The organism is Dehalococcoidales bacterium (genome assembly GCA_028716225.1).
Taxonomy (GTDB): domain Bacteria; phylum Chloroflexota; class Dehalococcoidia; order Dehalococcoidales; family UBA5760; genus UBA5760.
Map to the genome: position 1 here is coordinate 38901 of JAQUQE010000001.1, position 24942 is coordinate 63842.

Sequence of the window (24942 nt, forward strand, 5' to 3'; positions counted from 1 at the left end):
CTAAATCGCGTATTTCTGTTCTGTTATGGTTTACATAATATGAATAAATATCGGAGTTGTTGACATAATGAGGCAGTGTGTATTGACATCATCAGCGGGGAAGCGTCTCATCGGTAAGGCTATAGCGGGGCTTCCCGTGATTAAAAGTACGCTGTGCAAGGGGACTATAGTGATTGTGGCTGGGACCACAAACGGCTATGTTGCGGAGGAAATACTGAATACTCTGGGTGGAGAAAACGCCTTTGATCGAAAGCGATTCTTTCGGGGGGTTACTCTTCCCCCTGAATATAAGGTGACCGAAGCGGGCAGATTACCTGACGAGAGAGGATTCCCGGGTGATGTGATTATCAAGGACGGCGTTTGGCAGCGTGGTAAAACAATAAGTGACGTAGCTGATGAACTTAAAGAAGGAGATGTTATTATCAAAGGTGCCAATGCGCTTGATCCGGTTCACAAGCGTGCTGCCATTCTGATGGGTCATCGACAAGGTGGAACAACGACGATAGCGCTTCAGGCTGTGGTAGGAAGAAGGGTGCATTTGATACTGCCGGTCGGGTTGGAGAAACGGATATACGGCAATCTGGATGAAATAGCAAGACTGTTGATTATGCCGGAATCAGAGGGGTTACGCTTGCTTCCGGTTCCCGGCGAAGTGTTCACTGAGATCGAAGCCCTTTCATCACTGGCTGGTGTTACCGCTGAATTAATTGCCGCCGGCGGGGTTTGCGGAGCAGAAGGAAGTATGCGGTTAGCCTTTAGCGGGACTACTGAAGCCGAGTCATTTGCCGAGCAGATAATTCAATCCGTAGCTTTTGAGCCCCCTTTTACGATACCTTGATGGTTCTTGTCGAGGCGGGTGCCTTAGTCCTGTGAGAATGCCACATCCTGCGGCCATTCGTCGAGGGTTACCTCCACCGCTATTGTCTCATTCCCTCTGATTACAGTTAGGTAAACTTGCTCCCCGACATCCTTAGTATTGAGATACTGCAGGAGGTCGGACACTGTGGCTACCTCATGTTCGTCAATCGCAATGATGATGTCACCTCCTGAGGTTGGACTACCCTGATCGATGCCGCTTGGGACCAGTCCGGCCCGCTCGGCAGGGCTATCCGGCATCACCGAGACTACATATACCCCGTGGTCGGTGTTCAAATCGAGCTTTGAAGCCAGTGTTTGATCGATTTCCGTGCCGCTGATGCCCAGCCATGGGGTGCCGACCTCGCCGCCTTGAAGCAGTGCCGGCAGCAGAGACTTGGCGTTGTTGATGGGGATGGCGAAGCCGATGCTGTTTGAAGAAGCTTCAATAGCAGTATTTATGCCGATTACCGCACCTTTTGAGCTTAGAAGAGGACCGCCGGAATTTCCCGGATTTATGGCGGCGTCGATCTGTAACATGTTGGGTATTGACCTTGTCTGAGCGCCGGCCATGTTTCTTCCCAAACCGCTGATAATACCGACGGTGATGGAACCTTCCAGTCCGTAGGGTGAACCGAGCGCAATCGCCATCTGGCCCGGCTTAACACTGTCAGAATCACCCAGAAGGAGCGGGCTAATGTTGCTAATATTGCTTGGGTCTACCTTCAGCAGTGCCAGGTCGTTCTCACTGTCGGTGCCGATTATTTGAGCTTCTACCGTCTCGCTGCTGTGCAGGGTAACGCTTATGCTGGAAGCGCCGTCCACTACGTGATAATTGGTTAAAATATGGCCTTCTTCATCGACAAAGAATCCGGAGCCTTGTCCTTTTACATCAGGAGTACGGAATAAGCCGGAGGGGTATTCGTTACCGCCGACTACGGTATTTATCTCGACTACTGCTGGAATCGCCTGGCTATAGAGTGTTACGATTGCCTCTTCATCGTAAAGCGATATTACCGGCACGGCGTTGGCAGTTGTTACAGTTTCGTTCGGGATTACATCAGGAGTAGCCGAGGCCAGAGGGATGCTCGCAGCGCAACCGGAGAACAGAAGGGATGCCGACAGGGCTACGGCAACAAGCGAGGTTAGAACTATCCGCTGCTGCATCTTCATCATCGGTACGGATCTATTCGAGTTCATCTATCCTTCTTCTTTCTATCTATTTATCAGAAATCTCGGATATTTAAAAAATAACATGAAAATATTAAGAAATTATTAAAAGATGCCATGCTCTAGCCCCGGTAGTGCTGCCGATTACCGAGTCGTTGCCGCTACGGCGTTTGGAGGTGGAGGCTGCTATCTACAGTGGTTTAAGACAACTGGGGTTGGATGTGTGAAACGAAAATTGCACTTAATATACTGCAATTTTGAGATATACACTGAGTCACATTAGTAGGGATGCATTATTCTGTTTGCGTTCGCTTAGCCATCTGTTTATTCGCGGCTCTTTTCATCCTCGAAACTGAAGATTTCATTAATGCTGGCTCCCAGGGCTTGGGCGACGTTGTACTCCCGGAAAGATATTAAAGATACCAGTAGATATTTTCGGATCACAACCTCTGGCATTGCTCGCAGTAGTAGATACTGCCGCCCAGGTAAGCCTCTTTCCTGATCACCATGCCACAGAATGGGCAGGGCTTACCGGCGGTGTTCTTGCACAGAACGGTTTTATAGCCCCCGGGTGAGCCGAACAAACCCAGTTCGGTATCCCGGCCTCCGCGGGCTGCCATCATGGAGATGGTGGTTTTTAGAGAATTAAAAAGGGCCTCTTTATCGTTATCGGAAAGAGTGTTTACCTTCTTCTTCGGATGCATTCTTGCGTTGAACAAGATATCCTGCAAGATACCGTTGCCGAGCCCGGGGATTCTCTGCTCGGTGGCCAGAAAAGCCTTCAAGCTTAATTTCTGGACTTCATCTGAACCAACCATACGGCTAAAATATACTCCATCAAACATTGCAGAGAGCGGAGACGGTTTTTCTTGGGCAGCTTTGTAGTAGGGATTATCCAGTTCACCATCAAAGAATGCTCCCAGTCCGCCATACATTTGAATCGAGGCGCTTACAGCAGAATGATCGTCAAACTCAATTAAAATCTGGTGTTTAGCAGGACGCGGCTCATTTTTGTCGTGAAACCTGATTGCTACACCCTCTCCGAATAGGATATTAGCCTTTTCAACCCCTATCTCAACCATACCGCCATATGGACTGGCTTTGCCTACTGTCCTGCCGATAAGCAGGTCAGAATATGTCGACGGTTCTCCATAGTACCAGGCTAATTTGTGAGGGGTGTGTGCAGCAACGACACCGGCAATCCGCTTCCCCAAAATAGCATCTTTAATTTGACCGGAGAGATTTACCGCTTCGGGTAATTCAATCACGATAATACCTCCATCCCGCTGTTTTTTATACAGGCTATTCTACAACGCTGAATGTCTTGGGACAAGACGCCTGTTTTCTTTAGCCATATTCAGACACTTTCAAAGGCTGATGATTGTCGTGCCAGACGGCTAGTAAAAGCGGCCATTTTTTGGGCGGGCGGATTACTATTGACATTGCTAGAGTGCGAGCCTAGAATAAATGATATAAGGGTACAGCGAAGCGGTATTATTTATGCGGGTTAGGTCTTATCAGCCGGTCTATCCTATTTTATGGTAACCGGTAACAAGGAGCAAAGTGGGTAGGTGGGCTGAGGTTCTGCTCGTTACGATGTTGGTGTTGACCATTGTCTTTGCCAAGCAGGCAGAAGCGATGGTCAAACAATGCCCGGTGTCAGCGAGTTCGGTTGCTCCTCTATCGGTTTCCAATCCGGTCCAATCGGATACTTCAGATATCTTAACTGTACGCCCAATGCCAGGAACACCTCTCAAAATACCGTCGTACATGGTTGCTGACTTCCCCCCGGAGTCATTCTGTATACGCTTTGCCCAGCATCAAAGAAGGCTTGTTACCTGTAATAATGGCTATGGCTTTTTTCTGGCGAAGTCGGGTAGTGGGGCTGTATTTCAGGATGGACGGACCAAGCCGTCGTTTATCGCCCCGCTTTTGAGAAGTTTCGACTCTTTTTCTCCGCCCGGTCTCGTTATGCGCCTATGATTAGGTTTGAGAGCTCTAGTTTTCGATTGGTAATGTCCCATTGAAAAATAGGTCTGAGAAGGAGATTAGTAATGTTCGGAATGAAAGCAAAGGAAAAGGAAAAGGGAACCTCACCAAAAGATATTATGGCCGGCGAAATCGAGCGGTTGACCCCCGGCCAGTCTCTCTGCTATAAACTGCCGCCGATATATGGTGACGATTTGGTAATTGTTAAGCCAAACCCGAATTATCCTAACAAGGGAAAGAAGTACCTGGTGTGTTCAGAGAGTGTTGTGGATGGTAAGCCAAGCGGTAAGGTTCTTACCGGTTGGGATTCTGACAAGGCCAGTTACATCGCCGGTTGGGTTGTGGAACGTCTCGGTACGCCCTTTGCTTAGTCTGAATTTGGGGTAGATTTCATATCGGCAAATGCTATTGAAAGCCGGGGGTCAGGCACTTTAGTGGTTACACCTTCGGCTTTCAATAATCATAAATCGGAAGATATGTGTTTAGGCTCTTGGGGTGGACAGTGTTTGTTACTACAAAGCTTAGTCCTCGCCGGATAGTATACTCGCTAATGACGAAGTAAGGAGGCAAGCTATCGTGCTGGTTGACGAGATTAGCAGAATCGCTAGTGAAATCCCTGCTGAACTAAAGGAAAAGAAAGGAGTCTTCTCCCTTGAGTTCATTATTGCAGAAAGAAAGGTTATGTTTTCTAAGAAGAAGCTGACCTACAGTGCGAAGTTTCGCATCGATGAGGGTAAAAAGGAGCTTCGTTTTACCGAGATGCTCAAGGAGTCTGGCGCCGGATTCTCCTCCGGTGATAGCGATATCGGTCCCGGCTTCGGATTTAAGGCAGAGACCTATAAGACCGGAGGTGGCCCCAGGGAGGGTAATATCAAAGAACAATCCGAGCTTTTTGGTAAGCAATACAACTATAATTACGACTTCTCTAAGATCAGGACCGCGGTTGAGCGTGAGGCTGACAGGGCTGGCTATGCCTTCAAGTACCATTTGACCAGCATCGGCCTGTGACGATACATGGATAGTAAAGATGCTGTGTCTTTTGATAGTAGGCATGTAACTTTTGGCGGAATAAGGCGTTCTAGAATTGTAGAAGGATAGTAATAAAGGGGGGTGCCAGTGAGAAGAAAAAGGTTTCTAAAGCTATTGGGGATGGGCGCGATACTGACGGTGCTCATGTCGGTGTTCCTGCCTGCCTCGCCGGCCTTGGCGGCAGGCATCAGCATTGACCCGGATGAGGGCAGGATTGGCGATGAGGTCGAGGTGGAAGGGACGGGTTTTGATCCCATATCCTCCGAGGAATATCGATATGTTGATATCTATTTTACGGCAAAAACGACCACGGGCGCAGTTCCGTCAACTTCATCCGATATTAATGATGAGATCAGAACCTACGAGCTATTGGACAGCGGAGTTCAGGCCGATATCGACGGAGAGTTCACCTTTGAATTCGATGTGCCCGATAGGCTCAGGGGCGGTACTGTCGATGCCGATGTCCATGGCGGCAGCTACTACGTCTGCGTCACCTATGAGGATGATGTTAGAGTCAGGGCGCGGGTGGAATTCACGGTTATCACCGGTGAAATCACGGACCTCGACTCTGACAGCGGGCCGGTTGGAACCGAGGTTACTCTCAGCGGCGAGAATTTCGCTGAAAATGAGACTATCACCATAATGTTTGACGGTAGTGAGGTGGACATCATCAGCGGTGATGACGAGACCGATGGCAGCGGTGATTTCGATAACACGACTTTTATCATCCCGCTTGCTACCGCCGGTGAGCATACCATCAGCGTCAGTGACGAAAGCCTGACCGAGGAAGCATTATTGGAGGGTTCGGACGAGCCGCCTGTCTTCACTGTGGAATCCTCGCTGGATGTCTCTCCGGTAACTGGGCCGCCCGATGATACCGCCACGGTGAGCGGTACAGGATTCGGGAACAGAGCTGATGTTGATATTATGATTGACGACGTACTGGTGGCAACTGCTACAACTGATAATAAGGGTAGCTTTTCGGTCATTTTCACCGTGCCCGACATTACCGAGGGTATCTATGACCTGGTAGCCATGGATGAGGATGATAACGAAGCAGAGATGCAGTTCACGGTAGAGGTAGGTACGGAAATTATGGTCAGCCCGGTGACAAGTGCCGGAGCTCCCGGTTATGTTGGACAGAACGTCACCATCAGTGGTGTGGCCTTTGTCCCTAACTCCAGTGTGACCATTACCTATACCTCTACCCCTATAGTGGTGGGTACAACTACGACCAACGCCGATGGCGATTTCTCCTTTACCTTCAAGGTTCCTAAGAGCCAGGCGGGCGCTCATACCATCTCGGCGAGCGACGGCACCAACTCACTGCAATTGCCTTTCTATGTTGAGTCTAATGCCCCGCCGGTGCCGCAACTCCTTCTCCCTGAGGCTGCTACCAAGGCCCCGGCAACCGCCGTTTTTGACTGGAGTGATGTCACCGATGCCAGCGGCATTACCTATATCCTGCAGGTGGCCATCAGCCAGGACTTCGCCGCGAGCTCACTGGTCCTGGAGAAGGAAGGGCTGACCGTCTCGGAATACACCCTGTCCAAGGAGGAATCTCTACCCTCCCGGTCGCTAAAAGAGCCCTATTACTGGCGGGTGATGGCGATTGACGGTGCTGGTAACGAGGGGATTTGGACGAATGCCAGTGACTTTTCGGTGGGGTTCTCAATGCCATCTTGGGCGGTGCATGTCTTCTGGGGTATCGGTGTGATTGCGGGTACCTGTATAGGATATTACCAGGGCAAGCGCCGGGGTTAGACCATACTGAAAATAATACGGGCTGAAAATCGTTCGGGTTAGTATAACCGGGAGATTATAATCCAGCAAGTCCTAGAGGGTACCCTCTTATCAGGCACTACGGGGAGCACCTGGAGATTCCGGGATGCTCCCCGTATCGTTGTTGTGCTATACATATCTCGTTACTAACATCAGCATACAGATGGAAAGTACTATTATTGTAATAGGCAAGCTGTATTTGAGGAATCTGCCCCAACTCACCCGGTAGCCTGCCTTCTCGGCAATAGCAACGCCGACGACATTAGCTGATGCCCCGATTGGGGTAGCATTACCGCCGATATCAGCGCCCAGGGCCAAAGGCCAGGCCAGAGAAGGTAGCGCTACTCCGGTGGCTTGGGATAGCCGAACTATTATCGGAACCATGGTGGCGGCAAATGGAATGTTGTCCACTACGGCTGAAGCACATGCTGAACCCCAGAGTATGATGGTGATCATGGTAAACGGGTTGCCGCCTGAGGTTGTTCCGATAAAGCCAGCAATAAGATGCAATATACCGGTTTCCTCAAGCCCGCCAACACAAATAAAGAGTCCGATAAAGAAAAGCAGGGTTCTCCAGTCGACCCCCTTCATAATTGATGGTGTTTCTTTGCCCATGGCGGCTATGGTAGCTAGGGCGGCAATTATGCCGATCATCGCCATTGAGAGACCGCTTTGAGCGTGCGTAATAATCAAGAATACTACCGTGATGAAGATGGCCAATTGGATTTTGTAGAGTCGATGGTTGATAATGGCGTCTTGGGGTTTCAGTTGTGTCTCCGCAGTGTTAGCTGAGATGACTGCAGTATGAGCGTAATCCCGGCGAAGGCGCCAGTAGAAGTAGCCTACGGCTGCTGCCATACCCGTCCAGGCAATGGGTCCAGTATTAACTACGAAGTCGTTAAAGGTATAGCCGAGACTGGTCCCGATTATGATGTTGGGGGGATCACCTGCCATAGTGGCGCTGCCGCCGACGTTAGCCGCGAAGATCGTGGCAATAATCAGCGGAACAGGATCAAATTTTAATATGCGTGCCAGCTCGATGATCACCGATGCCATAAAGAGCAATACAGTGATACTGTCAATAAACATTGACATTACACCAGCAAGCAGCATGAAGACAATAGAGATGGGGATGATACGGTAGTTGACCATCCGGGCAGTATATAGGCAGAGCCAGCGGAAGAAACCCACTGCTCTTAATCCCTCTACTAGAACCATCATCCCGCCGATGAAGAAAATAGTCTGCCAGTTGACGCCGTGGGCCATTATCGGTTCATGTCCGGCTATCCAGAAGGTAGGACGACCAATCTCGGCGAAGTTAAGTACACCGATGGCAGTATCAGGACTTCTCAGAATACCGAGAAATACGACGAGAATGGTGAGGGCGGCTCCGATAAGCACAGGAATGAAGCGTTGTACCTTACCGATGATAAGAAAGGTAAATACCCCGATGAAGATGCAGAGTGTAACAATTTGGCTGGGATCAAGCATCTATAATTTTAGCTTCTTTCTCTATCTTAGTCATTAAGGTAAGGTAGGTGCTGTTCCTATTCATGTTCGGACAGAATAACATCGCAGCTTGCTTCAGAAGTCCGGACAACCAGTACTGCAACGTCCCCTGTATGCAGAATTTTGTCCGTTACGTTGCCAAAGACCCAGCGTCCCATACCAGATCGGCCATGACTTGATATAGTGATGAGGTCAACGCTGTTCTCTTCAGCATATTTCATAATCTGACTGGCGGGATTGCCGAAGGCAACTACACTGGACACCTTGATTCCCTGCTCTTTGATAGGCTGGGCTATGGTGTCAAGGTAACCCATCAGTGTTCTCCGTACCGCTTCATCATCGCGTACGGTATAGAAAATCCCGCTTGCTCCTATGGTTCCTACCGGCTCGAAGACTTCGATCAGGACTATCTCGGCACTCATGGTTTTGGCTAATCTTTCCGCATAACATAGTGCTGACTCTCCTGCTTTAGAGCCATCCAGGGGTACCAGGATCTTGCGTACCAACTTCTTTTGTTCCAGTGCAGCGTCGCTGGCGGGGGTTCTAACTAAGAGCACCGGCCTATCGGTCGTTCGTAGCACCTTGGCAGCGATATGTCCAAGCAGCCAGGGTCCCTCACCGGATGAACCGCGACTGGCCATCACGATAATACTAATCTTTTCCTTACTGGCAAAGCCTACGATTTCAAGTGCCGGGTTGCCGACCAGTACCTTGTTTTGCACATCGTATTGCTCATCCGTCTCCCCCCATTCCTTGAGTTGACGTCTGAACTTACTGGCAACGCTAGTTAGATAGGTTTCATAGATATGGCTGGCGTCGGCTGCGGATTCGGAAACACTTACCAGCATGATTTGTGAACCATATATGTTAGCTATCGCGGTGGCATAAGGCATTACTACCTCTGCGGTTTTGGAGCCATCAAGAGGGACTAGTATTCTTCTAAACACATCTACCCTCCGTAAATATCGGGTGAGGATGTCTTACCCACGTAAATAGTCATGAATCCTCGACATTTTGGCTGAAAAATAAAACAGCAAAACGTGTTCTTGTGAATGAATTATATTACGAACTTATCTTGTTGTAAAGTATGCCGGTTATTAGTATCGAACTCTTGATATAGGGTATAATATCTTTCGTGGTTTAACTGCGGAGAGTAGTGACGGACTGCTTTTATGAATCTAACGATAAACGGGACGTCCATTTGATAAGCGGGAGGAAAAATAAATGCGTATCGAAAGCAGCAAACAGATTGAACACCTCGGGGCAGTGCGGATTCACGACGTACGCCGGTTTTTGGAGCTTGATTCCGGTGCCAGAGTTCCTGCTTTGCTCAAGGAAGGTATCTACGCCCAGAAGATTGAACGGGATACTATTGCCGGCATTCAACAGCAACTGGCCATTGTTCTACCCATCAAAAACGAGGACGTGAAAATCTTTGAGGGCGTGCTGAGCGGCGTTCCCCATGATTGCCTGATGATAGTAGTATCCAACAGCGAGCGGGGGGAAATCGATAATTTCAAAAATGAGCAGGATGTTCTAAGCCGGTTCTGCGATGCCACCAAGAGAAGTGCTCTCATGGTTCATCAAAAAGACCCCTATCTAGCCGAGGCACTGGCAAGTTGCGGGTATAATGATATTCTCGATGAAAAAGGAATGGTCCGAAACGGAAAGAGCGAGGGAATGATTCTCGGTATCCTGCTCGCTCAATTGCAGGGTAAGGAATATGTTGGGTTCATCGATACCGACAACTATATTCCCGGTGCGGTATTGGAGTATGCCCAGCATTATGCGGCAGGCTTCAGCCTCTCGGAGTCTCCTTATGCTATGGTCCGGATTCTATGGCGCTACAAGCCTAAGACCTCAGGAGAGCTTTATTTCAAGAAGTGGGGGCGGGTGTCTGAGATAACCAATAAATATATCAATCATTTCATATCTACCAAGGGTAAATTTGAGACCGGTATTATCAAGACGGCTAATGCCGGGGAGCATGCTATGAGCCTGCGGCTGGCGATGAAGTTAGCCTATGCCACCGGCTACGGTGTCGAGACGCAGGAGCTCATGTCGATATTAGAGCAGTTTGGTGGTTTTTTACCCATTGCCGATGCAACCGTCGCCGAGCGAGGTGTTGATATCATTCAAACGGAAACGATCAACCCGCATCTTCATGCCGAGAGAGGTGAAGACCACCTGGTCCAGGATATGGCAGTGCCCAGCCTATCTGTGATTTACCACAACCAGTTGTGTGAAGAGTCGACCAAAGAGCTGATAACCAAACAACTGGTTGATCTGGATTGCATCGGTCCCGACGGAGAAGTCCCCGAAATAAGAATGATAGCGCCACCGGAAAGTATCGATATTCAGAAGTTCGCCGCTGCCCTCGAGGGTCACTACAACGATTATTCGGTACCACGAGGGTGGTCGGTATGGGCCAAGTTGCCGCTGCCGGGTCGTAAGCAAGAGGAAGCCCTGAAGGTGGTCTTTACCGACCTTGACGGTACACTGCTTCATCCGGTCAGCTATTCGTATGCGGCGGCTCTAGACTCGTTACGCATATTACAGGAAGAAAGAGTTCCGGTCATCTTCTGCTCTGCCAAAACGATGGGTGAACAGCAGGTTTACCGGCAAGAGCTGAATATAGGCGATCCCTTTATTGTTGAGAACGGGGCGGCTGTTTTCATTCCTAAAGACTATTTCCGTTTCCCATTCTCCTTCAGTAGGACTACTGACGACTGCTTCGTCATTGAGCTTGGTATCTCGTATCAAGAAGTGAGGGAGAAGCTGAAAACATCAATCGATAGATGTGAGGCTAAAATTACCTGCTTCGGGGACCTCAGCAACGAAGAGGTGTCTAAAGTAACCGGCTTGAACCTGTTAATGGCCGAGCTCGCCAGGAAAAGGGAATATAGTGAGACTCTGATAATAGAGGGGAACAGAAAACAGATAAAAGCGGCGCTGGATGTTATCACAGAAAGCGGTTTGAGTTATACCTACGGAGGCAAGTTCTACGAAGTATATCAGGGTGGCGATAAGGGTAAAGCGGTAAAGATCCTGATCGAGCTTTTCAAACTGAATTTCGGTAGTGTTACCACGACTGGCATCGGCGATAGCCCTAATGATGTAGGCATGCTGAACGAAGTAGACCTACCGTTACTGGTGCAGACGGAAGGCAATCGGTGGAATAGACTGAAGGTTAAGAATCTAAAACGTGCCAAGGGGGTTGGCCCCGAGGGATGGTCTCAGGCAATTGCCGAGCTATTCGGTCCGAAATAGGGGCTGTTGAAGTAGAGTACCGACCATATCCGGTGTAGTGAATCGAAGACTAGAACTTAATCTTCAAGCTCACAATTTCGAAAGGTTTTACCTGCAGCACGATCCTGCGGCCCCGGTGTTTGATGTCTCCCTCTTCCACTTCCAGGAGATTGACCGTTTTCACTGCACTGGGCTCTTTGTATAGAGTGATTACTCCGCTGGTCTTCTTCCCCTTAGTTTCAAAGAGTCTTAAGATTATCTCGTCGCTATCCTCTGCCTTCTTGAATACCACCAGTATAAGGCTTTCCGGCTTTACTTCAACGAAAGAGAACCGGTAGGGCAGGCTGCCTTTCCTCCTTTTTTCCACGGGTAGCTGGAAGCCGGACAAACCATAGTTGAATTCGTATGCCGGCTTAAAAGAGTCGGCGTCTTTCCATCCCTTCTGATGGGGGAAGAGGGCATATTCAAAGGTATAGTGCTTGAATTCCTGGGCATCTGGGGTAGGAATGGCAGGACCGATGATGCCATCGGAAGCCAGCATTAGTATACTTCGCAGCAGGGTTAGGTAGATATTGCCGTCCCTTATTTCGTGTGAAGGCAGCCCCTTATTGATCAGGGTTATCCCCCTGTCTTTGTCCGAATAGTCTACCCAGTGCAGTGCCGGATAGACTCCTGAAGGTTGTTCCACCCATTTGTCCCTGGTCTTTTTGTAGTACTGGTCGACGGGGCGTGCTATCACTCCGAACTGAGTTTCCGATTGATAATTAGGCGACTTTATGTTTGTGGAAAACCGCATCCTCATTCGAACCTGAGGGTGCCGGTTGTCGATGTTGGTTATAAAGTCAATACGCGGTACGTCATTGTAAATGATAATCCTCTTATGCATAGAGAGGTATTTATGACGCCATATCAGGGGCCTCAGTTTCTTTAACAGCCGATAGGGCCACCTCAGTGAGAAGAACTCACTCTCAACCTCAATTACTCTCCGGAGCGGGGTCTTAACAATCTTGAAGCTCTTGGTTCGAAATTGACCGAAGGTTACCCCCTCTTCGCCGCCCTCGGTTCCTAACGGCTCACCCAGATTTTCACGATGATAATACAGGTCGCCTATCTCTTCTTCCATTACCAGTTCGTTACCGTTTACCAATCGTTTGCCGTCCTGAAAAACATCGATCAGACCATTGGCAGGATTCACTCTGACCTTAAAGAACTGGTTTTCAATGGTATTGCCGGAAATTATTATCCGGGGAGCCGCCCCGTCGCGTGGGTTTCTCCGAATTATCTTGTAGGTGCGGTATCCCAGAGCCGGTACCGTGGCTACGAAACCCAGCTTAACCGTTTGATAGGAATCATCGGCGTAACGGGAGAAATCCAGGATCTCCACCTCTGTTTCTTCCCTGCCGCTGCGCAGTCCCCCGATTCTCTTTATCTTACCTCTGTCGAAGCCCATCTCCACTTCAACCCAGTTTTTGACTTCCCATGACAGTGGATTGAAAACGATGACATCTTCCTGCACCTGAAGGTTCTGGGAAATAATCGAGCAAAAGTTCTGCAGGAACTGTTGGAGGTGGTTCTGCAAATAGCTGAAATTATCCCTGGCTTCCTCATAGCCTTCATCCATACCGGTTCCGGGAGCGACGTCATGAAAGGCTCCCCACAGTACCTTCTGCCAGCTATTCCTGAACTCGTAGTTAGGGTAAGGGATTCCTAACAGCCAGGAAACAGACGCCCACCTCTCGCATGTCAGCAGCAGGTTTTCGTATTTCCTGAGCTCCTGCTTTATCCAGATTCGACTGGAAGTAGTATTGGGGAAGACCTGAGAATATCGCCCCGAGTAAAGTTCTCCGCGGCAGGTTTTTAGTTTATCGGCAGATTTCCCGACCTGAGTGAAGAAACCGGAGACGGTGGCGATTTTCATTTGCGAGTCCTGGTGATTCTTGTTCCATCTGTTTACCACTCTGAATATCTTGGTCTGGGGTGGTATTGAACCGCTGCCGGAAGGCATCAGGATATGGCGTGTCGCTGCGGCATCTTTCAGCAGCTTGAAGTTTTCCTCAAGTCTGTCGAAATCAAGTCCGGCCCGATAACCGAGAGGCATCCAATGGGATAATATCCTGGTTCCGTCCAGCCCCTGCCACCAGAATTCGGAGGGTTTGTCTCGATTTGCTCCACGGCGAAAAGCAAAATACTTATACCCCGATTTTCGGTAGATCTGGGGCATCTGGGCATTATAACCGAAGCTGTCGGCCCCCCACATGACGGGAACGTCGGTGCCGAATTTCTCTCTGGCATACCTCTTGCCCAGCATTATCTCCCTGACCAGGGTTTCCCCGTTGGGTATCATCGTGTCTGCCATGAGATATTCGCCGCCGGCAATTTCAATCTTGCCGGCTTTGATGCATTTTGCCAGTCTGTTGAAGAGGTGTGGATTTCTCCTCTCAATCTCTTCCAGAAGCGCAGTCTGCTCGATGAGGAATTTGTAGTCTCTGTTTTCGACCAGATCCAGGGCTTGTTTGATAATAAGATCGATGTTGATATAAAAGTAGTCTTCTTTGGTCAGAGCCCAGACAGCATCATAATGAGAATGAGGTACCAGGTATATCTTATCCATATCACCCTTTGTGCGCTGATTTCAGCGAGGACAGCTATTTTCTGTTTGGACGTATTATACAACATAATCTGGCAACCAGGAACCCACCGATCAGATAATCTCTAAAGATATATTGACATAAACGCTGTAGCTATAGTAATATATTTCGAAAAAACTAATCTCCGAGCTACTTTATACCTAAAGGTCATCCTATGGTGAGTAGCCGTGAGGGTATCACTAGAAATGGTGATGCCTCCCGTGTTAGGAAAGGAGATTTATGTCGGCCATCATATTCTCACCTTATGATAACCATCCTGATATCAGATTTTCATTTTTCGCACCCTGTTTTACCGACAGCCGGAGGTTGGATTGGTAAAACAGTGGCTGAAATCCAATAAACTGACGCTGACCTTCATACTACTCGGGGCGATCATTTTCCTGTTTATTATCGTGCCTCTATTCCGTATGATTTTTGCCTCCGACCCGGGCATATTGAGAGAAACCCTGTTCGACCCCGAGGTAACCAAAGCGATATTGCTTACCCTGTGGGCGGCTCTTATCGCCACCGGGATTGGTTTCGTACTCGGGGTGCCTTTAGCTTACCTACTGGCCCGTTATGAATTCCGGGGCAAGAGAATAGTCGAGGGATTGATTGATGTCCCGATAGTCGTCCCCCATACCGCTGCCGGTATCGCGTTGCTCTTTGTCTTTGGTCGCAACTTTTTTATGGGCAGTATTTTCGGTTCAGTAGGCATTCAGTTTGTCGATTCTATGGCCGGTATCGTGGTAGCTATGCTGTTTGTCAGTGTGCCTTTCCTGATAGACTCGGCTAAGGATGGTTTCAAAAAGGTAGATATTAGACTGGAGAAGGTAGCCCGTACCCTGGGTGCTTCATCCTGGCAGACATTCTTCATGGTTTCCTTTCCGTTGGCCTGGAGAAGCATACTCTCCGGAAATATAATGATGTGGGCCCGCGGCATAAGCGAGTTCGGGGCGGTTATCATTCTTGCCTATCACCCCATGATTGCCCCGACGCTAATCTACGAACGGTTTGAAACCTATGGCCTGACCTATTCAAGACCGGTAGCGGTATTACTGATTATAATAAGTCTGATTATCTTTGTCGTACTGAGGACTCTGGTGCAGCGAGGGAAGCAAAGATGATCAGGGTAAGGCACCTTTGGGTAGATCTAGGTGAATTCGTATTGAAAGATGCGAACATGGATATCAATCAGGGGGAGTACTTCGTCATTTTAGGGCCTACCGGGGCCGGGAAAACGGTTCTGCTCGAATCTATCGCCGGCCTCTATCCGCTCAGGGAGGGTCGCATATGGCTTAACGATGAAGAGGTTACGAGACTTGAACCTGAAAAGCGTGGCATCAGCATCGTCTACCAGGACCAGATGCTTTTCCCCCACCTCTCGGTCAGGGATAATATTACCTTCGGTCTGAGAATCCGCAAGATGAAACCTGCTGAAATCGAGCGTACTTTAAGCTGGCTGGCAGGGTTGCTGGATATACATCACCTGCTTGGCCGCAAGCCGGATACTCTCAGTGGCGGAGAGAAGCAGAAGGTGGCCCTGGCCCGGGCTTTGAGCGTTAAGCCTAAGTTGCTTTTGCTGGACGAACCGCTCAGCGCTCTAGACCCAAACAGTCGTGAGATACTCCAGCGTGAACTACGTAATATACATGAAGAGTACCGGGTAACTACGGTCCACGTTACTCATGATTTTGAGGAGGCGATTGCTCTGGCTGATCGTGTTGCTGTAATCGGAGACGGTTGTGTCCAGCAGGTAGGCACTCCGGAGCAGATATTCCGCCAGCCCGGTTCGGAGTTCGTCGCTCGCTTCGCCATGGTGAGGAATATCTTTCGAGGTGAGGTAATTGAAGGTGAAAATGGAGATGCCCTCTTCTGCGTCGATGGGGTGAGTCTGTCTGTTGTCACCGGCTACCGCGGATTTTATCATGCTTCACTCCGTCCCGAGGATATCATCGTTTCCCATGCTCCCTTTCCCTCAAGCGCCCGCAACTCGTTTGGGGGGCAGATAACCGCTATTGCCGATAAAGGTTCCACTCTTCTGCTTACGGTAAGGGTCCCTCCCGATTTCATCTGCCTTATTACCCGAAATTCTTTCGATGCCATGGATCTGTCGATAGGTGATAAAGTCTATATCACTTTCAAGGCATCTGCGGTCAATATCTTCTAGAGGGGGATTGTCATGTGATAAATTAAATGTCTGATGAGTCCTTTTTCCCATAACTCAATATCTATCTGGAGGTTGGTAAGATGAAAAAAAGATTTTCTGTAGTCGTTCTTTGTCTGGCAGCAAGCCTTGCACTGAGTCTGGCGGTAGGATGTACCCGTCAGCCGGCTGACGAACCGGAGCTGTCAGGAACGCTGCACGTATTTCATGCGGGGAGCTTAGCGGCGCCATTCGATGAAATAACACAAGGGTTCAATGAACTCTATCCCGACGTAGAGGTGCTGGCTGAAGGAGCCGGAAGCGCCACCACTATTCGTAAGGTCACCGAACTAGGTAAAGACTGTGGAGTGATTGGTTCCGCAGACTACCTGTTGATTCCCCAGCTCATGTTTCCCGACTATGCCGACTGGTACATTATCTTTGCCACCAATCAAATGTGCATTGCTTATAACGACGGTTCTCAATATGCCGATGAGATAGATGGCGACAACTGGTATGAGATACTGCAGAGAGAAGGGGTCACCTATGGGCGTAGTGATCCCGACCAGGACCCGTGCGGCTACCGGACACTGATGGTATGGCAGCTGGCGGAAGAACACTATGACGTACCCGGGTTATACGATGCACTTTATCAGGCTGAAGGGGATTTAATGCGCCCGAAGTCTGTCGACCTGATTGCTCTTCTGGAATCCGGCGATCTGGACTACGCCTTTGAATACACCTCGGTAGCTGCCGAGCAAGGATTGGAATACGTAGAACTACCGTCTGAAATAAACCTGTCCGACGAGACCTACAGCGAATTCTATGATACCGCCGTGGTGGAAATCGCCGGTACCGAGCCGGGGACTACCATCGAACAGAGGGGGACGGCTATCGTTTATGGAGTTACCATACCTACCGGCTCACCTGAGTACGACCTGGGCTTAGCCTGGATCGATTATCTTCTCAGCGACGCGGGTGTAGCGGTTATGGAAGCATACGGTCAGCCGGCCGTTGTTCCCGCCCAGACTAACGACGCCGGTAAAGTGCCCGAGCTGCTTCGAATATATCTCGATTAGCGAATTTACTGCGATAGCTCTACATAATGTAGTTGAGAGCTGTATTCAGCCGGGATTGAAGGGTATCTGATCCGTCCGCCGGGTCGGGTACCCTTCCGTCCAATTAGTATATTGACAATAGGCGATAGTGGTGCTATGTTGTAGCCCTACGCCGGACCGATTCATCCGGCAGGGAGGTGCGAGATAAAAATTAGTGCACGGAACATACTCAAGGGTAAGGTGAAGAGCGTCAAACCGGGTGTGGTCAATACGGAGGTGGTGATTGAACTCTCCGGCGGGGAGATTGTAACGTCGATCATTACAAAGGAGTCCGCCGAGGGATTATCACTGGCTCCGGGTAAAAGTGTCTACGCCGTCATCAAAGCCTCGAATGTGATGATTGCCATTGATTGATGGCTATACCACCCCTAATCCTGATCTCGGGATTGAATTCGTAAAGTTCCTTCTGGGACCGGAAGGGCAGGGGATAATGACCTCGAACGACCATCCCATAATATCCCCGGCCATTACTAATAATCCCCGGAGCCTGCCTTCCGGAATTGAGCAATTAGTGCGTTGAAAAGCAGGCTCCGGTCTTAAATGTTACCCTTCAGATGTGGAGAAGCAGTATACCCGCCAGCGAATGGTTTCAGGAGGACTCTACCTGTATCCCCCTGGAAATAGCCCAGGCAATACCGGCTTCAATATCTTCTTCCTGGCCCTCGATCTCAATGATAACCCAGCCCCGGTCGCCGGTTATATTGGCCTGACGGATATTGGTTGCCAGGTTGAAATTACGGCTCAGCGTATATATGACCGGTTCCGATATTACTTCCCTGGGATAGGTAAACATCACCTTTCTTTTGGCCATATTCTGTTTCCCTCTCGTTTCCAATCGGGTGGAGTTGCCCCTTTCCACAAGCGCAAAGTGCTACAGGCGGCATAATGGATAGTATTAAGCGCTCTTCTTCTTGAAGTATTTCTCCACTATATTCAGTAAGTCCTTGGAACGGACAGGCTTACTAACATACTCGTCAAACTGATAGTCGAAAGGCTGCCCCAGCGATTCAGAAAAGCTGGTTATAGCTACAATCGGGATTCCGGAAAGGGCTTCATCCTTCTTAAATTGCTCTGCGGCGCTGAATCCGTCCCGTACCGGCATCATGATATCCAGAAGAATCAGGTCAGGCTTATCTTTCTTTGCTTTTTGTAAACCCTCGTCACCATTATAGGCCACCACTACTTCATAGAGCTTGCTTCTCAGTACCTTACTCATGACCTGGACTAGTTCGGCATCATCGTCGACAATCAGAATTTTTGGCGTCTTACTCATAGCATTACTCCTTTCATTTTTTAATAGCCTCCTGTTTGATGGCTTGCCGATCACTGGTACCTGCCTGTTTCTTCCTGGGTAGCGTGAAGCTGAATCTGCTACCCTTACCGGTTTCAGAACACGGGCTTTCTGCCCATATTTTACCATTGTGAGCTTCAATAATACGCTTGCATATGGATAACCCCAGTCCGGTACCGCGCTCCAGAGAGCCTTTGCTGCGGAAGAAATCGTCAAAGACATGGGGTAAGTCCCCGGCAGAAATCCCTATACCGTTATCGATAACTTCCACCTTTACTTCGTTACGGCTATCAATCACTCTAACCACCACCTCACCGGTAGCGGAGTACTTAATGGCGTTGCTGATCAGGTTTTCGGCTACCTGTTGCAGCCGTGGGCCGGACCCTTGAATCCGCCCCAGCTTTACCGGTGCCTCTATCCGGATAGTCATGCCTTTATCTTTAGCCAGACTTTCCATCTCTTCTACCGAATCCCGAATTATTTCCATAAGGTTGATTGGCTTCATCTCGTAAACGAGCTGCCCGGTCTCTATGCGCGGTATGTCCAGCAGATCCTTGATTAGCCGCATCAGCCTGTCGATACGCTGGGTGCTCTTCTCCAGCATGTCCCGCTGTTCATCGGTAATATCCCCGGTAAAGCCATCCAGCATCTGCCATAGGAATGATTGAGTAGCCACCAGCGGCGATTGCAGGTCATGGGCCACAACACCCAGGAAACGGACGAAACGCACCTTTTCTTCCTCCAGACGGGCGACCTCACGGGATATTTTTTCGAGCTGTTCCGCCTTTTGAGTCAGTAGCTCCGATTTCAACTGGGTGACTTTGACCAGGTCGACTTCGAATTGCTTGCGTAACGAAATATTTCTCAGGGTGATTAGAGCACATGGCTCGCCATCAGTACTGACGATGGGTGAAGCAACGACGTCGTAAGTGCGTCCGTCCGGAAAAGCATATTCCCACCTTTCTATGTTCCCGCGTAGTACACTGGATCGACGGCATATATCACGGCACGGCTTTTCACGACCGAAAAGGTGCTTGTGGCACTTGGCACCTATACCGTTACCGAAGTCACGGATCATGCTCGGGTTCATGAAGCGTATCTTACTTTCGTGATCGATAATGGCAACGCCTTCGTCCATGGAGTCGAGCATGGCGATAAACTGATCGCGCTCATTTTTGAGGAGTTTTTCCAGGTAACGGACCCACTCCGCCTCGTTACCACCGGTAAAGGGGCCCATGGTTAGACCGTCGCCATCCCATTTAGTTACCTCTGCCTTCGGGTATTTCGCTAAAGTTGCCATAGCCAGTCACCTATCCTCAGCTATAATTAATTATGACACGGCAGGTTGATATTTTCCAGCTAGACCTGTAAGGCAATAGGTTAACGCCGGTAATCTACTATCTGCATCGGAATAACAGGTGTTATTCTCTGCGTACGGTCCGGATTATATTACCGTCTAGCCCCCTGATATTTAGCTCCAAGGGCATCGGTTTATCCAGGGAGTGAGTGGCACAGGCAAGACAGGGATCGTAGGCACGGAAAGCCATTTCCACCATATTGAGAAAGCCCTCTTCTACATCTGTACCCTTGACGAAGCCCTGGGCAGCCTTCTTGACCGACATGCAAATCGGTGCCGCATTATGCTGTGTCGCCACGATAAGATTGACCTTGGTAAGCAGGCCCTGACTATCCGTTTCGTAGTGGTGAATGAGAGTCCCCCGGGCCGCCTCCAAACAGCCGATGCCGACCTTCTTCAGCTTCAGGTCCATATTGCGGATGTTAGTACCGGTAAGCAGGGGGTCGTTGGCGATTTGCTGCATGGTTTCGGCAGCCTGGAGCGCTTCAATCAGCCTGGCCCAGTGGAAAGCCAGCGTGTGGTGACTGGGTTTGTTACCCAGTACGCTGTACATCTGCTGGTATTCTTTTTGAGCCAGCGGCGTTGCCATGTTTTTGGCCACGTTCAGACGGGCCAGCGGTCCGACCCGGTATAGGGAAGTGCCCTCACCCTCAATTAAGCCACTCCAACCCACCTTGCGCAGGTGGGTCAGTCTAACATAGGTCCATGGTTCCACCCACTCGCCGATATGTTCGATATAATCACGGGGATGGAAGTAGGCGTACTCCTTGCCGGCAGGGTCGATGATCCTGATGTTACCGTCGTAGAAACTCACGTTGCCGGATTCATCGACCAGACCCATGTAATAGGTCTGTAATTTATAGGCATCGTTCAGGATAAGGTCCACATATTCCTTATTCTTCAGAACCACGTCTTTGAAGAGATCGAGGGCAAACTGGGTCATGGTAACCGCATCGTCTGCTGTCTTTTTGATCCACACCCGCTCCTCTTCCGTGATACCGCGCGTGACACCGCCGGGTACGCCACCCTCCGGGTGTGCCGGTTTGCTGCCGATCAGGGCCATTATTTCACGGCATCTTTTTCTAATATCGATGACCTTTTTACCGACGTCAATCCCGGCTTTCTGAATGACGCCAACAATATTTCGTAACGCCGGATCGGCCAGAGGGCCGACCACAAAATCCGGTGCGGACAGGAAGAAAAAGTGGATAAAATGGTCTTCCAGCATAAAGGAGTTGTACTGTAATTGTCTGACAAGTTTGGCAGTCGGTGTAGGAGACACACTGTACAGGTCATCCAGGGCCTTGGTTGCAGCCATGTTGTGCGGTGTCGGGCAGACGCCGCAGATATTGGGGGTGATACGCGGCATCTCTTCAGCAGGACGCCCCAGGCAAAACCGCTCGAAGCCGCGTAGCTCAACCACCTGCCAGTAGGCATCTTCGACATTGCCCTTGTCGTCAACGAAAATATCAATTTTCCCATGTCCTTCCAGTCTGGTGATGGGATTGATGGTTATTTTTTTAGTCATCCGATTTCACCTCGTCTGATTGGAGTTTTTTCTGATTCATGATTGATATTGGTAGCGAAAAGCGGTAGAGGTAACCGATAGTGTCGCGGACCTGGTCGGAAATTTTTTCCAGTCCCGCCTCATCGTCGGCATCAATCATTGATGCCAGACCGGACAGGAACTTAGCGCCCGAATCAGCTACCAGTTCGATATGTCCGAAACAACCCCGGCACGGTATATTAATATTGATGCAGGATTCTCCGCATCCCGAGCGCGTCGCCGGCCCCATGCAGATGATGCCTTGCGATAGGAAACACTTGGTCGGATCGGCCTCTACTTCGTGTATTCTCTTAATCTCGGTTATGGCCACCTTATTCGGCTTGCTGGCATTGCGCGGGCAGGTATCGCACAGGGCCTTGTGAGACGCCAGGCTCGAGCCCTTGGCCGGCAGGGTATTTTCCAGGAAAGCGGTGATCGCCTTTAATACCAGATATGGCGGCGGCGGACAGCCGGGTAGATAATAGTCCACATCAATTACCTGGTCCAGAGAGTGTACGCTTTCAAACATTTCCGGCAGCGTGAGTTCCTTACCGTCCACTCTAGTAGTAGTTTGAGGACAGACACCTTTGGGATTTATCACCGTAGGAGCTTCTTGATACACCCAGCGAAAGATATCCTCTTTGGATCGTAGATTAGCCAGCCCCGGCGTGCCGCCGAAACAGGCACAGGCACCGAAGGCCAGTATCACCTGAGACTTCTGGCGCATAAGTTTAGCCATTTCGGCATGGTCCGAGTTCCGGACATGACCGTTGATTATACCCAGGGCAATCTCGCCGTCAGCCATTTTCTCGATGTGATGGTATTTGAAATCGAGGGCTACCGGCCAAAGCACCAGATCAACGGAATTGACCACACCGAGTATCAGTTCATTTATATCTACGATAGTCTCATCGCAGCCACCGCAACTACCCAGCCATAGAATTGCGACCTTCTTTTTATCCGTCATTTTTCTCCCCTTCTTTGCTGCAGTCATTTCGTCCGGGTTGCCGATTTTTTCTGTGTAGGAGTATCTCCGGAGCGAGGGCCGAGCTTGCGAACGGTATCGGCCATCTCCTTAACAAGCTGGGGCATGGTTTTACCCTCGGGGTCTGCCCCCAGGTGCAGCTTTAGTCTCTCCCGCTCTATACCATATGACTGCAGCACATTATACAGCAGTGTTATTCTTTTCCGGGCTTCGATATTACCATCTTGGTAGTGGCAGTCTCCTTCGGGGCAACCCAGTATCAGTACTCCTTCCGCTCCCTGACGGAAAGCAGTCAGGATATGTACCGGATCAATTTTGCCCGTGCAGATAATGGGAATCCAGTTTTCTAAGCGAGCGGCAATATCCTCTTCGCTTACCAGATAACCCCAGCTAAAGCGGCACGAAAAACAGACAATTTTGGGTTCTTTTTCTTTCATGTCAACTTCCTTTCCCGAATTCTTTACAGAGTGGCCAGTGCCGTCTCTATCCTCTTTTCAGTGTCATCTTCGACCAGCTTCCGGGCATGCGAAGGACAGGCTACTACGCACATGCCGCATGACTTGCAACGGAACATATCGGTGGTAGATACCAGCCTTTCCTCTACTTCTTTCAATTGTGCTGCTTCATAGTTGCAGGCATAAACGCATATGCGGCAACCGCTGCACTTCTCTTCATCCACCTCGACGGCATATAATGATTTCTCAAAGCCAATGGAAACGCAGGCCTTACAGGAAAGACAGGGACCACAGGTAAGACACCTTTTCGCCTCCTCGCGGGCTTCTTTGAGAGTAAAACCCTTCTCGAAAATTTGGAAGTGTAAACGCTTCTCCGGGGGCATCCAGAAGGTCTCTGGTTCCGGTTTGTAGGATTTTCGTAGCGGAAGCCCGAAGGTCTCAAAATCCCGCTTGCGTCCTTCGTGCATATCCAGTCCCCTCAGGAATCTCTCGATCGAATCCGCTGCTATCACGCCTTCTTGCATCGCTTCCACCATAAAGCCGACACGCCGTACGTCACCACCGATGAAAACATAGCCCCGCCTTAAGCTCTGCAGGGTGAACTGGTCAACGGCCAGTTTACCTCTTTCATCGAGAAGGTCCTCCTTTCTTAAGAAGGCTACGTCCGGTCCCTGGCCTACGGTTATTATCAGCACATCACCTTCAAGGTTGATGGCATCGGTACAGTCAAACTGGGGATTGAAGCCATTCTCATCGAAAACGCTGGTACACCGCGGCGAGGTGATGGCTTTAAATCTACCCTGTTCGCCGACGATTTTCTGTACGCCACGTGAGTAGACTATCTTAATGCCTTCCTCCCAGGAGCCCTCAATTTCCTCTTCATCGGCAGGGATGCCGTCTTTACACTCCTTATTCTCACACTCCAGGCAGGCGATGGTGACGTCGCCGCCAAGACGCTTGGCAATACGGGCTACATCGAAGGCAACATTGCCACCGCCGATGACTACAGCCTTCTTACCCTTGAAGTAATCCGGGGGGAGGTTGCCATGGCTCACCTCGTAGAGAAAATTGAGACCATAAATGACACCGGAGAGGTCCTGGCCTTCTACCGGCTTTCCATTGAACGTCAGTACCCTGGCATAGGGCGTGCCTTTGGCCAGAAATATGGCCCGGTAGCCTTCGTTACGCAGTCTTTCAAAGGTCAGCTTGCCTTCACCGACCTTGGCATTAAGCTTGACATCGATATGGGCCACTCTTACCAAATTATCCAGGGTCTGTTGCAGGACGGCTTCCGGCAGACGGTACTGCGGTATCAGCCAGAGGGCACCGCCGAGGCGTTCCGTAGCTTCGAATACAGTTACCCGGTAGCCCTTCTTACTGAGAATGTAGGCGCACATGAGACCGCCGGGGCCGCCGCCGACGACAGCCACATTTTCCTTATCCTTGATAGTATCGAAGTCATCTTTATCCTTGAGGTAGTCGGTATAGGTGTCGGACAGGAAGCGCTTGAGCATCCGCCTCCTTATAGCGCCACCCCTGGTTTTATAGTTGCATTCGAGTTCACACAAGCCGCAGATATAACCGCAGATATTGAAAAAGGGGTTCTTCTCATAGAGATAATTGCCGATCTGTATAATCGGCTCTCTGGCGGCGTCAGGGTCTTCGGGTAGTAGTGATATCAGTACATTGGTGCGCTGGATGTCTTCATTGATGGGGCATTTGAGCTGGCAGGGCGGCAAGAACTGCTTCATTGCCGGTTCAACATGACTGCCCCCGCTACTCTGCGTCTTCCACATGTTTTTATCTCTCCCTCCCTCTTTTTGAAATTTTGTCT

General features: G+C 49.9%; 22 protein-coding genes and 1 riboswitch. Of the genes, 10 read left to right on the forward strand and 12 right to left on the reverse strand.

Annotated elements, in window-relative coordinates:
- Nucleotides 1-67 precede the first annotated feature (67 nt).
- Nucleotides 68-838: a hypothetical protein gene (locus PHI12_00185; GenBank protein ID MDD5509226.1), complete on the forward strand. Its 771-nt coding sequence runs from the start codon at nt 68-70 to the stop codon at nt 836-838.
- A 23-nt stretch (nt 839-861) separates the two neighbouring features.
- Here the strand turns inward: PHI12_00185 and PHI12_00190 are convergent, their stop codons facing one another.
- Entirely contained in the window at nt 862-2055 is a 1194-nt protein-coding gene (locus PHI12_00190) for a trypsin-like peptidase domain-containing protein (protein ID MDD5509227.1), read from the reverse strand.
- Nucleotides 2056-2465: 410 nt separating this feature from the next.
- Nucleotides 2466-3293: a hypothetical protein gene (locus PHI12_00195; protein ID MDD5509228.1), complete on the reverse strand. Its 828-nt coding sequence runs from the start codon at nt 3291-3293 to the stop codon at nt 2466-2468.
- 295 nt (nt 3294-3588) lie between these two features.
- Here PHI12_00195 and PHI12_00200 point away from each other — a divergent pair, with 295 nt between their 5' ends.
- From PHI12_00200 to PHI12_00215, 4 genes are all read left to right on the forward strand, one after another.
- Entirely contained in the window at nt 3589-4008 is a 420-nt protein-coding gene (locus PHI12_00200) for a hypothetical protein (GenBank protein MDD5509229.1), read from the forward strand.
- 71 nt (nt 4009-4079) lie between these two features.
- Nucleotides 4080-4385, forward strand: a complete 306-nt coding sequence (locus PHI12_00205) for a hypothetical protein (protein ID MDD5509230.1) — start codon at nt 4080-4082, stop codon at nt 4383-4385.
- Between the two features lie 205 nt (nt 4386-4590).
- Nucleotides 4591-5022 carry a hypothetical protein gene (locus PHI12_00210; GenBank protein ID MDD5509231.1) on the forward strand — a complete coding sequence of 144 codons (432 nt, stop codon included), beginning with the start codon at nt 4591-4593 and terminating at the stop codon, nt 5020-5022.
- Between the two features lie 108 nt (nt 5023-5130).
- Nucleotides 5131-6807, forward strand: a complete 1677-nt coding sequence (locus PHI12_00215; GenBank protein ID MDD5509232.1) for an IPT/TIG domain-containing protein — start codon at nt 5131-5133, stop codon at nt 6805-6807.
- Between the two features lie 147 nt (nt 6808-6954).
- Here the strand turns inward: PHI12_00215 and PHI12_00220 are convergent, their stop codons facing one another.
- Entirely contained in the window at nt 6955-8316 is a 1362-nt protein-coding gene (locus PHI12_00220) for an SLC13 family permease (GenBank protein ID MDD5509233.1), read from the reverse strand.
- A 56-nt stretch (nt 8317-8372) separates the two neighbouring features.
- On the reverse strand, nt 8373-9281 hold the full coding sequence (locus tag PHI12_00225; GenBank protein MDD5509234.1) for a universal stress protein: 909 nt from the start codon (nt 9279-9281) through the stop codon (nt 8373-8375).
- 277 nt (nt 9282-9558) lie between these two features.
- Here PHI12_00225 and PHI12_00230 point away from each other — a divergent pair, with 277 nt between their 5' ends.
- Nucleotides 9559-11604 carry a bifunctional mannosyl-3-phosphoglycerate synthase/mannosyl-3 phosphoglycerate phosphatase gene (locus PHI12_00230; GenBank protein MDD5509235.1) on the forward strand — a complete coding sequence of 682 codons (2046 nt, stop codon included), beginning with the start codon at nt 9559-9561 and terminating at the stop codon, nt 11602-11604.
- Between the two features lie 49 nt (nt 11605-11653).
- On the opposite strand, the gene PHI12_00235 is transcribed toward PHI12_00230, so the two are convergent.
- Nucleotides 11654-14194: a glycoside hydrolase family 38 C-terminal domain-containing protein gene (locus PHI12_00235; GenBank protein MDD5509236.1), complete on the reverse strand. Its 2541-nt coding sequence runs from the start codon at nt 14192-14194 to the stop codon at nt 11654-11656.
- Nucleotides 14195-14341: 147 nt separating this feature from the next.
- Nucleotides 14342-14462: riboswitch (molybdenum cofactor riboswitch) on the forward strand.
- An 80-nt stretch (nt 14463-14542) separates the two neighbouring features.
- Here PHI12_00235 and PHI12_00240 point away from each other — a divergent pair.
- The 4 genes from PHI12_00240 to PHI12_00255 all read left to right on the forward strand — a co-directional run bounded on the left by PHI12_00240 (nt 14543) and on the right by PHI12_00255 (nt 17828).
- Nucleotides 14543-15337: an ABC transporter permease gene (locus PHI12_00240; GenBank protein MDD5509237.1), complete on the forward strand. Its 795-nt coding sequence runs from the start codon at nt 14543-14545 to the stop codon at nt 15335-15337.
- Nucleotides 15338-15378: 41 nt separating this feature from the next.
- Nucleotides 15379-16380 carry an ABC transporter ATP-binding protein gene (locus PHI12_00245; protein MDD5509238.1) on the forward strand — a complete coding sequence of 334 codons (1002 nt, stop codon included), beginning with the start codon at nt 15379-15381 and terminating at the stop codon, nt 16378-16380.
- Between the two features lie 80 nt (nt 16381-16460).
- Nucleotides 16461-17435 carry a tungstate ABC transporter substrate-binding protein WtpA gene (wtpA, locus tag PHI12_00250; protein ID MDD5509239.1) on the forward strand — a complete coding sequence of 325 codons (975 nt, stop codon included), beginning with the start codon at nt 16461-16463 and terminating at the stop codon, nt 17433-17435.
- Nucleotides 17436-17624: 189 nt separating this feature from the next.
- Nucleotides 17625-17828: a TOBE domain-containing protein gene (locus tag PHI12_00255; GenBank protein MDD5509240.1), complete on the forward strand. Its 204-nt coding sequence runs from the start codon at nt 17625-17627 to the stop codon at nt 17826-17828.
- A 235-nt stretch (nt 17829-18063) separates the two neighbouring features.
- Here the strand turns inward: PHI12_00255 and PHI12_00260 are convergent, their stop codons facing one another.
- The 7 genes from PHI12_00260 to PHI12_00290 form a co-directional block, all read right to left on the reverse strand.
- Entirely contained in the window at nt 18064-18285 is a 222-nt protein-coding gene (locus PHI12_00260; GenBank protein MDD5509241.1) for an NIL domain-containing protein, read from the reverse strand.
- Between the two features lie 84 nt (nt 18286-18369).
- Nucleotides 18370-18747 (reverse strand): response regulator, encoded by a 378-nt coding sequence (locus PHI12_00265; protein MDD5509242.1) that lies wholly within the window; start codon nt 18745-18747, stop codon nt 18370-18372.
- A 13-nt stretch (nt 18748-18760) separates the two neighbouring features.
- The gene (locus tag PHI12_00270) at nt 18761-20065 is read right to left on the reverse strand and encodes a PAS domain-containing sensor histidine kinase (protein ID MDD5509243.1); all 1305 of its coding nucleotides are present in this window, start codon (nt 20063-20065) and stop codon (nt 18761-18763) included.
- Nucleotides 20066-20186: 121 nt separating this feature from the next.
- Nucleotides 20187-21650: a Ni/Fe hydrogenase subunit alpha gene (locus tag PHI12_00275; GenBank protein ID MDD5509244.1), complete on the reverse strand. Its 1464-nt coding sequence runs from the start codon at nt 21648-21650 to the stop codon at nt 20187-20189.
- Nucleotides 21643-22635: a F420-nonreducing hydrogenase gene (locus tag PHI12_00280; protein MDD5509245.1), complete on the reverse strand. Its 993-nt coding sequence runs from the start codon at nt 22633-22635 to the stop codon at nt 21643-21645. Before PHI12_00280 ends, PHI12_00275 begins: the two co-directional genes overlap by 8 nt.
- A gap of 23 nt (nt 22636-22658) precedes the next feature.
- On the reverse strand, nt 22659-23090 hold the full coding sequence (locus tag PHI12_00285) for a hydrogenase iron-sulfur subunit (protein MDD5509246.1): 432 nt from the start codon (nt 23088-23090) through the stop codon (nt 22659-22661).
- A gap of 23 nt (nt 23091-23113) precedes the next feature.
- Complete coding sequence (locus tag PHI12_00290; GenBank protein ID MDD5509247.1) at nt 23114-24904, reverse strand: FAD-dependent oxidoreductase; 1791 nt, start codon at nt 24902-24904, stop codon at nt 23114-23116.
- Nucleotides 24905-24942: the final 38 nt, after the last annotated feature.

Excerpts from the sequence above, each read along its gene's own strand:
- PHI12_00185 (MDD5509226.1), top strand. The coding sequence starts at position 68 with ATGAGGCAGTGTGTATTGACATCATCAGCGGGGAAGCGTCTCATCGGT.
- PHI12_00190 (MDD5509227.1), bottom strand. The coding sequence starts at position 2,055 with ATGAACTCGAATAGATCCGTACCGATGATGAAGATGCAGCAGCGGATA.
- PHI12_00205 (MDD5509230.1), top strand. The coding sequence starts at position 4,080 with ATGTTCGGAATGAAAGCAAAGGAAAAGGAAAAGGGAACCTCACCAAAA.
- PHI12_00220 (MDD5509233.1), bottom strand. The coding sequence starts at position 8,316 with ATGCTTGATCCCAGCCAAATTGTTACACTCTGCATCTTCATCGGGGTA.
- PHI12_00230 (MDD5509235.1), top strand. The coding sequence starts at position 9,559 with ATGCGTATCGAAAGCAGCAAACAGATTGAACACCTCGGGGCAGTGCGG.
- PHI12_00235 (MDD5509236.1), bottom strand. The coding sequence starts at position 14,194 with ATGGATAAGATATACCTGGTACCTCATTCTCATTATGATGCTGTCTGG.
- wtpA (MDD5509239.1), top strand. The coding sequence starts at position 16,461 with ATGAAAAAAAGATTTTCTGTAGTCGTTCTTTGTCTGGCAGCAAGCCTT.
- PHI12_00260 (MDD5509241.1), bottom strand. The coding sequence starts at position 18,285 with ATGGCCAAAAGAAAGGTGATGTTTACCTATCCCAGGGAAGTAATATCG.
- PHI12_00265 (MDD5509242.1), bottom strand. The coding sequence starts at position 18,747 with ATGAGTAAGACGCCAAAAATTCTGATTGTCGACGATGATGCCGAACTA.
- PHI12_00270 (MDD5509243.1), bottom strand. The coding sequence starts at position 20,065 with ATGGCAACTTTAGCGAAATACCCGAAGGCAGAGGTAACTAAATGGGAT.
- PHI12_00275 (MDD5509244.1), bottom strand. The coding sequence starts at position 21,650 with ATGACTAAAAAAATAACCATCAATCCCATCACCAGACTGGAAGGACAT.
- PHI12_00280 (MDD5509245.1), bottom strand. The coding sequence starts at position 22,635 with ATGACGGATAAAAAGAAGGTCGCAATTCTATGGCTGGGTAGTTGCGGT.
- PHI12_00285 (MDD5509246.1), bottom strand. The coding sequence starts at position 23,090 with ATGAAAGAAAAAGAACCCAAAATTGTCTGTTTTTCGTGCCGCTTTAGC.
- PHI12_00290 (MDD5509247.1), bottom strand. The coding sequence starts at position 24,904 with ATGTGGAAGACGCAGAGTAGCGGGGGCAGTCATGTTGAACCGGCAATG.